The sequence below is a fragment of the Mesorhizobium sp. M1006 genome (assembly GCF_040318825.1).
Taxonomy (GTDB): Bacteria; Pseudomonadota; Alphaproteobacteria; order Rhizobiales; family Rhizobiaceae; genus Mesorhizobium.
In genome coordinates, this window is the sequence record NZ_JAMYMZ010000095.1 from 1 (window position 1) to 8567 (window position 8567).

Consider the following 8567-nt stretch of genomic DNA (forward strand, 5'->3'; position numbering starts at 1 on the left):
ATTTGTCTCCTCCCCCCCCCCCCCCCGGGGGGGGTCCAAAAAAAACACCCCCTCCCGCCTCCACCCCCCCCCCCCCCCCCCCCGGGCCCCCCCCTCTGGGGCCCCGGGCTCCCCACCGGCAAAAGGAGGTTGCAATGAGCCGCTATACTATCACTGTCACTGGCACCGTCATCGGAAAGGGCCACTCCGATCCAGACGCTGTCATCGGCTACGACCTACCGCTTCGGACCTACTTCCTGCAAGCGTTCCCGCACGAAGAAACCGACGAGCCCCGTCTTTGGCTTGGCACCCGCGATCGCGCGTTCGAAGCGCTTGACGATCTTCGCCATGCAGCCATCGCACACGGCTACGACTTCATGCCGTTGTCGCCCAAACTGGCGGCAAAGCTGGTCGGCGACAAAGCGGCAGCCAGCGGGCGTCCGGTGCGAGACACAATCTTCGGCCAGATGCTGAAACACCTCAACCAATCCAAGTAGGCAAACATCTCAGGGCCCGCGACGGAACACTCCGTCGCGGGCCCTTTTTTTGCACGTTGCAAAAGAGCCACGAACATCACCCGTCACGGCATGCGAGAGCGACTCAAAACCGCCGATTATTCCTTCGGCAGTTTGTGCTTATGAATGCGGATATAATCCTGCACAGCCTTTCGCAGCAGTTCGGTCATGCTGTGGCCGTTGCTGATCGCCAGCAGCTTGAAATGGCGCTGCTCCGCAGCCGTCAGGTAATACCCGCAGCGGATCATCTCCTCGTCGCGAATCTTCTTGCCGGCTATCGGATCCTTTTTCTGACCCTGCCGCAGCAGCTTGCGAAAGTCAGGGCTTGCACCCGATGCCGGCTCGGGCGTCTGCGACATCGCCGATCCGACATTCGGCTCCAGCTTCTGCGCCTCGATCTTCGGCGATGAAATGAACATGCTCGGCAGTGCCGGCGGCTGCGTGGAAATCGCCTTCATCATGCGGGCTTTCTTGTCGTCACCGGGTTTCGGTGCGGTTTCTTCACTCATGCCGCGTTCCTTGTGGCTTCGATGAAGGTTTGCAGAAGGTCGTCGAAGACCCCTTCGCTCTCGGCAATCGCCTTCGCATCAGGCACCCCATGGCTGTAAAGGGTCTGCCCGGTCTGAAGGTCGCGGTAGGCAACACGATTGTGCAGGACATGTTCTGCAATGGGCGTGCCATTGGCCTGGATGATGGCGCGCAGTTCGGTCAGGGCTCGCGCCCTGCTATCGATGATGGTCTGCTTGGTCAGCACGAATATCGCAGGCAGCGGTCTACCCCGGCTCTCGACCGCCAGCGGGATGTAGTGGTCGGTGATCTGGATGGCGGCGGTCACATCATCCAGCGCAAAATAGATCGGCACGACGACAATATCGGCGGCGAAGAGCCCGGCCATCAGGTTATCGTTTGTGGTGCCTTCCGTATCGATCAAGACGACCGAGCGCTCACCGTTGTGAGTGGCTGCTGCGCGAAGGATTTCCTGCGGCGTCATCGCGCTCACCATCGTGAGCCTGTCAGGACGATTGCCAGCCTCGCCCAGCATCTGGAACCAGCGGTGCATGTTCTGCCGCCGGTCTCCGTCGATAAGAGTGACCGAATAGCCCCGATGCAGCGCGACGGATGCGAGGGCGCGCAGCATCGTCGATTTGCCAGTGCCGCCCTTGGGGATCGCAGCGGAGATGATCATGGGGGCCTCGTTCCGGCGTTGTCTCCTTGTTTCCATGTTAACATGGAACAAGTCAACATGGAACAATATCACGGTAGAGACATGGTGACATAGTCAACGGGGAAGACTGGTTTGGCAACCCAGGCGCGCACCAATAAGAGCTCGTTCACGGTGCGGTTTTTGCGCAGCTGCTATCTGCAGCGAAGGAATAGGTCCGGTGGCCCATCGACTGCGCATTTCCGACTACGCATTTCCGACTACGCATCAGTCCTCAACGCATCATAGACACACTACATCAAGTCACGATGGAAACACATCGCGACCGGCCCGCTGCGGTTGACAACTGGGCTGGTGAGAAAGGAACGTCGGCTTTGTCCTTTTCTTGGCAGGATAGCCTATTTTGTGATACACACAAAATAGGCGGCGCGGCCCTGTCGGGCCTTAGCGCCCGCAAGCGGGCTTGAGAGATGGATGCAGGCGCCCAGAAAGCAGCGGTACAGAACGCGTCACGGCGCTACGGCGAGGTGACGCACATCCGATTTTCGGCTGACGAGCTGGCCAACCTTAAAGCCATTGCGGAGCGGGACGGCGTTACCGTCAGCGAGGTCGTGCGGCGTCTTGTGCGGGCAGAGGCCGGGTATCTGCCTATCGCGTCAGAGGCGTTGCGGCCGGCGATCGTGGACATGACCGATCAGCTGCGGCGCGTCGGCGTCAATTTCAATCAGGCCGTGCGCGCGATAAATGACGGCCGTGTTGCCCACGATGAGGATCTTGAACAGGCGCTGGTCGCCGTGGGCAACCTGGTGCGGCAGTTTCGCGAGGAACTGAAGGCGATGACTGGCGGGTCACGCAAGGCGAGGGTGGCCAGGCCATGAGCGGTCGTCTTGCTGGCTACGCGGCCGAAATCGAACGCTATCTTCGAGGCGAGTCCGGCGTGAAGCGTGAGGAGCTGGACGACGACAAGTCCGTCACGGGCGCCCGACGCGAGGTCGGTGAATTCCAGGCGATGAAGAGCTATGAGCGGACCGGTGGCGGCGGACGCCTCGGGCAAGGAGGCGGCTCGACGGCAGGTGGCGGCAGGAGCGCCCATCGTTCGTCGCCGGGAGGATTGGGGGCGGCGGGGAGCTCCATGTCCAGCAGGGCACCGAAGTCCACTGCTGCTGCGAGTTCGCCCAAGGCCGCTAGCGCGCCGATCATGATCTATGGCGTCACGCTCGCCGGTTTCCGGCCGGAAGAGGAGGAGGAAGACTGGAAGCGGCGCGGCGGCGGTGGTCGTGGTGCTGTTCGTCCGAGCGGTACGGCACGAGCGGCGCGGACGGGCTATCAGGCGCGGGCCGTGGCGGCACGGGCAGGCTATGCGGCGGGCGCGCAGCCTGCCGTGTTCAAGGTCATGCCCAATCCGCCATCGACCAAGGAAGCTGCCGCCCGGCTGCTCAATTACATCGGGAAGCGCGAGGACGAAAAAGGCGAGAAACACGACATCGAGATTTTCGACGAGGACGGGCAGGTGCTTGCGACAGGTGCCGCAAGAAAGGCGTTCCTGGAATCGTTTTGCGAGACGTTCGAACCGCCCTTGGAAAACACCAATTTTATCGAGGTTCGCTTCGATCTCGCTAGCGAGGTGACCGATGCCGCCTTGAGCGAGGCGCTGAGCAAGGCCTTCGGGGCAAAACCGTTCATCTATGCGCAGGATGGACAGACGGTGGAGGTTTACGCGCATACCGATGAGCGGGCCGGACCGCTTGCCAAGGTGCTCGCCGGCGGTCGGGAAAAAAATTCGCGCAGCAAGGCGCTCGACAAGATCGAAGCGCGCCTGTCTGAAGCCATGGGCGAGGCGGGGGTGGTCGCCAAGGCAGAGGTAACGGCGGCCGTGAGCCGTGAACCCAAAGCGAAATATTTCCTGCAGAAGTTCATCCGCACCCACAGCCACATCCGCCACGCAAATGGCGAGCCTGTGCCTGCTGTGAAAAGCTCCACCAAGGCGGCGGCTTCGATCTATGAACAATGGCGCCCGCAGTTTTCGGGGCGTGAGCGCCGCAATGCCTATCACCTGCTTTTCTCGGCAAGAGCCGGCACCGATGCCAACGCCGTGATGGCCGCGGCGCGCTCCGTGCTCGAGGAGCGCGCGCCAGGATACAAGTTCTGTCCTGGCGCATCACAAGGACACCAAGCACGTCCATATCCACGCGATGGTGCAGGCACGGTCAGCCGACGGCGAGCGCCTGAAATTCTACAAGCCTGATCTCGCAGCCTGGCGCGAGACTTTTGCGGAAAAAGCACGCGAGAACGGCATTGCGATGGTGGCGACGCGGCGCATGGATCATGCGATGACGCGGCCATTCACGAAGGAGCATGCCGGAGCCTACAGCCGTGCACAGAGCGATCCGCGCTATCAGGTCAGCGCCAGGACAATCGAGAGAGTGGAGGCCAAGCGGCAACGCCGTTTCGATATGCAATCGCTTGTCGTGAACGGCGATGCAATCGCTGCCGCATGGCAAAAGACTGTGACGACGATGCGGACTGCGGGCATAGTCGGACAGGCTCTCACGGCAGCGGAGTCGATCGGCAACAATTTTCTGCGGTTCCGTGGCGATGGGACAGGGGAAGGGCAGCCAGGTCCTGGCGCGGGTCGCGGAGCTGATCAATCGGGGCAGAAGTCTTTTCTGTCCCATCCCGGTATGAGAGAATTGAATGCACTGATAGGAGATTTGGACATGGCGCAGACCCCCTTGGAAATGCGGCGTCAGATGGCCCGCGTCAATCAGGCTCTCGACAACATGCGCGAGACGCTGCCGCCGGCGCATCAAGGTCAGTTCGAACAGTATCGTGAAGAGGTGAACGACAAGATGCACGACCGTCTCGCGCGGCTGCAATTCGAGCGGCAGCAGCAGCGTCGTGGTGGTGGCGGTGGCGAGCCTATCCCCGAGCGCGAGCCGCGAGGGGGAGACCTTCCAACTCGGGACGATCCCCGCGAGCCGGAGCAGCCGCGCACCGGCACCGAGCAGGAGAAGGTGGCAGCCAAGCAGAAGGACGCCAACAAACAGAAGGCACGGCAGTCGGAAGAGCAGGACCGCAAGACCCAGCGCTCAAATGATAAGGATTACGAGCGCTGAGCCGAGCTCACTGCCGCCTGCGGCTAAAGAGACCGAGAGTGTTAGTGACCTCATGTGCCGAGGCCCATTTGGCGCCTACGAGGTTCAGGATGATGGCCACGCAGATCTCACGCCGCGCATGATCTTGAAATCTGCTTCGTGCCGCATTGCTGGATGGACTGAAGCTAAGGCTGTGACAGGCTGGTTTTCAGGTCGGTCCAGGTAACCGCAGCGCCATTGGATCGATCGGTGACGGGCTCAAAGCCCGGTCGTAAGTTTGCTGATGGGTTAGTTTAGCACTGCTTTGGCAGATTTTGGCGGGCGAGCACTTTCAGGATTCCCAAGAGGCGTCTTCGGTGATTCATAGGAGGTCGGCTTTTGGAGGGGCCGGCCATGGATGGGAACTGGCAAGCTGATCTGGCGCGCTGGCTTGCGCCGTTTGTCGCGGCGCTAGGGCACAAGACGCGGGCGCGGATGTGTCCTCTCTATGTCGCGGGTTTGATTGGTCCAGGAGACCGCAAGAGCGTTCAGCCGATGGCGGCGCGCGCTGGCGAGGTCGGCTACGATCAGCTTCATCATTTCGTCGCTGCCGGAGTTTGGGACAGTGCTCCACTCGAGGCTGCCCTGCTGAAGAAGGCAGATGGCCTGGTTGGCGATGAGGCGGGTTTTCTTGTCATCGATGATACGGCGTTGCCCAAGAAGGGACGTCACTCGGTTGGCGTCGCGCCACAATATGCCTCGTCGCTCGGAAAGACTGCCAATTGTCAGTCGCTGGTCTCGGTAACCTTGGCGTCGCGCGAGGTGCAGGTGATGGTGGGCCTGCGGCTATTCCTGCCCGAGAGCTGGACAGATGATCCTGAACGTATGGCGCGGGCTCGTGTGCCGAAGGATAGACAGACTGCTCTGACAAAGCCGGAGATTGCAATCGAGGAGGTCGACCGCGTCATCGCCTCCGGTGCGCGTTTTGGCTGTGTGCTTGCCGATTCAGGGTACGGCTCCAGCGGACCCTTCCGTCAGGCTTTGAGTGAGCGCGGTCTGCTGTGGGCAGTGGGTCTGTCGCGACGCCAGAACGTCTATCCCGCCGACGTTGCCCTGATCTTCCCCGTCGCGAAGGCCGGAAAGCCCCGCAAATACCACATCCCTGATCAGCCCCCGGTCTCGGCTGAAACGTTGTTGGCCGAAGGGAAATGGCAAAAGGTCAGCTGGCGGCGGGGCACCAAAGGTCGGCTGACCTGTCTCTTCGCGGCCCGTCGTGTCCGTGTTGCGGATGGCCATAAGCACCGGATGCTCGATAACCGTATGCAATGCATGCCTGGCGACGAGGTTTGGCTCGTCGGCGAGCGGCGGCCGACCGGGGAGCAAAAATACTATGTGTCGAACCTGCCGGCCGATGCCACCATCAAGACGCTCGCTGCCACGATCAAGGCCAGGTGGATCTGTGAACAGGCCCACCAGCAGCTCAAGGAAGAGCTTGGGCTCGACCACTTCGAAGGTAGATCCTGGACGGGATTACATCGACATGCGTTGATGACGATGATCGCCTACGCCTTCCTTCAATCCCGCCGCCTCAAAGCAGCGGGACGGAAAAAAAAGAGTCTCGGGACCGCCACCACAGCCAAGCATGCCGGCCATCAGGCAAGCGATCCTCGACATCTTCGCACGACCTCCACCCCGACGATGTCCTCGCTGTGACATGCTCCTTGCGAATATCCCAGAGCCTAAAGTGCCAAAGTAGTGTTAGGGTCCGGACTCATAACCGTCGGTCGACTGCGCTGGCGGCTCTGGTTGCCGTTAGTCGCGGGCGCTGAGCGGGGCTCGATAGGATCAACCGAACCTGCGATACTCAAGGCAATCTGTTGGAGTGATGATGCGCATCGTAACCCGTCTCACTGATCGGCTTAAACTGCAGCATCCGATCATCAGCGCGCCGATGGCATTCGCATCGGGCGGGGAACTCGCAGGTGCGGTCAGTACAGCCGGAGGGCTTGGGCTTATCGGCGGCGGCTATGGCGACGCTGATTGGCTGACGCGAGAGTTCGAGCGATCTGGCAACCGACCTGTCGGCTGCGGCTTCATAACTTGGTCACTCGCCAGGAACCCGCGCCTACTCGATAAGGCCTTGGAGCGGCGACCAAGTGCGATTTTCCTATCCTTTGGCGACCCGGCGCCTTTTTCGCCGGCGATACGGGCCGCCGGGGTCCCCTTGATCTGCCAGGTCCAGAGCCTCGACGACGCGCGCCGCGCTCTTGATGCCGGAGCCGACATCGTCGTCGCCCAAGGCGCGGAAGCCGGCGGTCACGGTGAGAAGCGAGCGACATTCACATTTGTTCCGGAGGTCGCGAACTTGGTACGGCGACGGGCGCCGGACACGCTCATCTGCGCGGCCGGTGGCATCGCCGATGGTCGTGGGCTTGCAGCGGCGCTGATGCTTGGCGCTGATGGCGTCGTGATGGGATCACGTTTCTGGGCCTCGTTGGAGGCTCTCGTTCATCCAAATCTGCACCAGGCTGCCCTTGCCGCGACCGGAGACGACACGGTTCGAACCTCGGTGATGGACCTAGCGCGCCGCCTGGATTGGCCATCGCGGTTTTCACTGCGCGTTCGGAAGAATGCTTTTACGGAAGCCTGGCACGGCAATGAGGCCCATCTCCTTGCCGACATTGACGCGCAGTCCGCTGCCTACCGGGAAGCGTGGGCAAGCGGCGATCCCACAATAGCCGCGATCATGATTGGTGAGGCCGCCGGCCTCATCCACGACATCGAGCCGGCGAGTGACATACTCCTTCGCACCGTTTCTGAAGCGATCACCCTGCTTCAGGGCGCAAGTTCGCTTCTGTTTGTCGAGGACAACTGTCACAGCCAGTAACTGACCGTAGCGGCTAGGCAGACGGCAGCGAGGAAGTTCGTGGCCGATCGATCGTATCTGGTGGCGATGCGGCGCAAATCCTTGAGCCGTCCGAACATGCGCTCGATGGCGTTGCGATCACGGTAGAGGAACGGGGAGAAGCAGTTCTTCCAGCGCCGGTTGGCTTCGGCGGAATGTTCGGCATCGCCGCTTTAGCCTAGACCTGTGGCGAATGGCATTGGTATCATAGTCCTTGTCGGCGTGCAGGATCGGGCTCTTGGGCATCTGCTCCAGAAGCAAATCTCCGGCGCTGCAATCGGCGACCTGGCCACCGGTCAAGAGGAAAGCGATCGGGCGGCACAGGCCATCGGTCAGGGCGTGGATCTTCGTGGTTCGCCCACCGCGCGACCGGCCGATCGCCTGATTTTGCTCCCCCCTGTGCCGCCAGAAGCGCAGCGATGCGCCTTCACGGCCGAAGAGGTCGATCAGGACCTCAGCCGGAGGACCGCCAGCCGAGGCCAGGGCGTGGAAGATGTCGACCCAAACGCCTTTGGCAGCCCATCGGACAAAGCGATTGTAGAGCGTCTTTCTCGGCCCGTAGACTTGCGGGGCATCGACCCAGCGGCCGCCGGACTTGAGGACATGGACGATGCCGCCAATCGCTCGGCGGTCATACTCTTGGCTTGCCGCGCGTGTCGGTTGGCAGCAGCGCCTGCGGCCGCGAAACCTGCTCCCTCCGTCAGCCAGAAATAATCGCGATTCATCTGTGGCCTCCCTTTGGAGACCGTGACTCATAAAACCACCGTCAGTGGAATCCCTTTATGGGTCCGGATCCTAGCCTGAAAAATTCATGGGGGTTGGTGGATGTGGCGCAAGCCGTTGAAAAACGTAGGATTTGGTTGCTTAAGCCGATCCGAACCATTTCCCGGAGACCACACCCACCATGAACGATCTTGCGCTGCCGCTGAGCG

The 8567-nt window shown here is 61.4% G+C and carries 9 protein-coding genes and 1 pseudogene; 6 read left to right on the top strand and 4 right to left on the bottom strand.

From position 1 onward, the window contains the following. Positions 1-134: 134 nt before the first annotated feature. Positions 135-476 (top strand): hypothetical protein, encoded by a 342-nt coding sequence (locus NKH60_RS34125; protein WP_352707587.1) that lies wholly within the window; start codon positions 135-137, stop codon positions 474-476. A 116-nt stretch (positions 477-592) separates the two neighbouring features. Here NKH60_RS34125 and NKH60_RS34130 read toward each other — a convergent pair whose 3' ends face one another. Beyond that, complete coding sequence (locus tag NKH60_RS34130; protein ID WP_352707585.1) at positions 593-1003, bottom strand: hypothetical protein; 411 nt, start codon at positions 1001-1003, stop codon at positions 593-595. Next, positions 1000-1716: a nucleotide-binding protein gene (locus NKH60_RS34135; RefSeq protein ID WP_352875000.1), complete on the bottom strand. Its 717-nt coding sequence runs from the start codon at positions 1714-1716 to the stop codon at positions 1000-1002. Before NKH60_RS34135 ends, NKH60_RS34130 begins: the two co-directional genes overlap by 4 nt. 410 nt (positions 1717-2126) lie before the next feature. On the opposite strand from NKH60_RS34135, the gene NKH60_RS34140 reads away from it, so the two are divergent. The 5 genes and pseudogenes from NKH60_RS34140 (at position 2127) to NKH60_RS34160 (ending at position 7617) form a co-directional block, all read left to right on the top strand. Beyond that, complete coding sequence (locus NKH60_RS34140; RefSeq protein ID WP_352707581.1) at positions 2127-2534, top strand: plasmid mobilization protein; 408 nt, start codon at positions 2127-2129, stop codon at positions 2532-2534. After that, a complete protein-coding gene (locus NKH60_RS34145) occupies positions 2531-3901 on the top strand; it encodes a hypothetical protein (RefSeq protein ID WP_352874996.1) in 1371 nt (456 codons plus the stop codon). The genes NKH60_RS34140 and NKH60_RS34145 overlap by 4 nt, the downstream gene beginning before the upstream one ends. Next, on the top strand, positions 3849-4772 hold the full coding sequence (locus NKH60_RS34150) for a hypothetical protein (RefSeq protein ID WP_352874998.1): 924 nt from the start codon (positions 3849-3851) through the stop codon (positions 4770-4772). Before NKH60_RS34145 ends, NKH60_RS34150 begins: the two co-directional genes overlap by 53 nt. A 335-nt stretch (positions 4773-5107) precedes the next feature. After that, positions 5108-6443 (top strand): annotated as a pseudogene (locus NKH60_RS34155) (IS701 family transposase). A 175-nt stretch (positions 6444-6618) separates the two neighbouring features. Continuing rightward, the gene (locus tag NKH60_RS34160) at positions 6619-7617 is read left to right on the top strand and encodes an NAD(P)H-dependent flavin oxidoreductase (protein WP_352707577.1); all 999 of its coding nucleotides are present in this window, start codon (positions 6619-6621) and stop codon (positions 7615-7617) included. Here the strand turns inward: NKH60_RS34160 and NKH60_RS34165 are convergent. Beyond that, positions 7605-7715: a hypothetical protein gene (locus tag NKH60_RS34165; RefSeq protein WP_352852253.1), complete on the bottom strand. Its 111-nt coding sequence runs from the start codon at positions 7713-7715 to the stop codon at positions 7605-7607. The genes NKH60_RS34160 and NKH60_RS34165 overlap by 13 nt on opposite strands. Positions 7716-7734: 19 nt before the next feature. Then, positions 7735-8391: an IS5 family transposase gene (locus NKH60_RS34170; protein ID WP_352707574.1), complete on the bottom strand. Its 657-nt coding sequence runs from the start codon at positions 8389-8391 to the stop codon at positions 7735-7737. Positions 8392-8567: the final 176 nt, after the last annotated feature.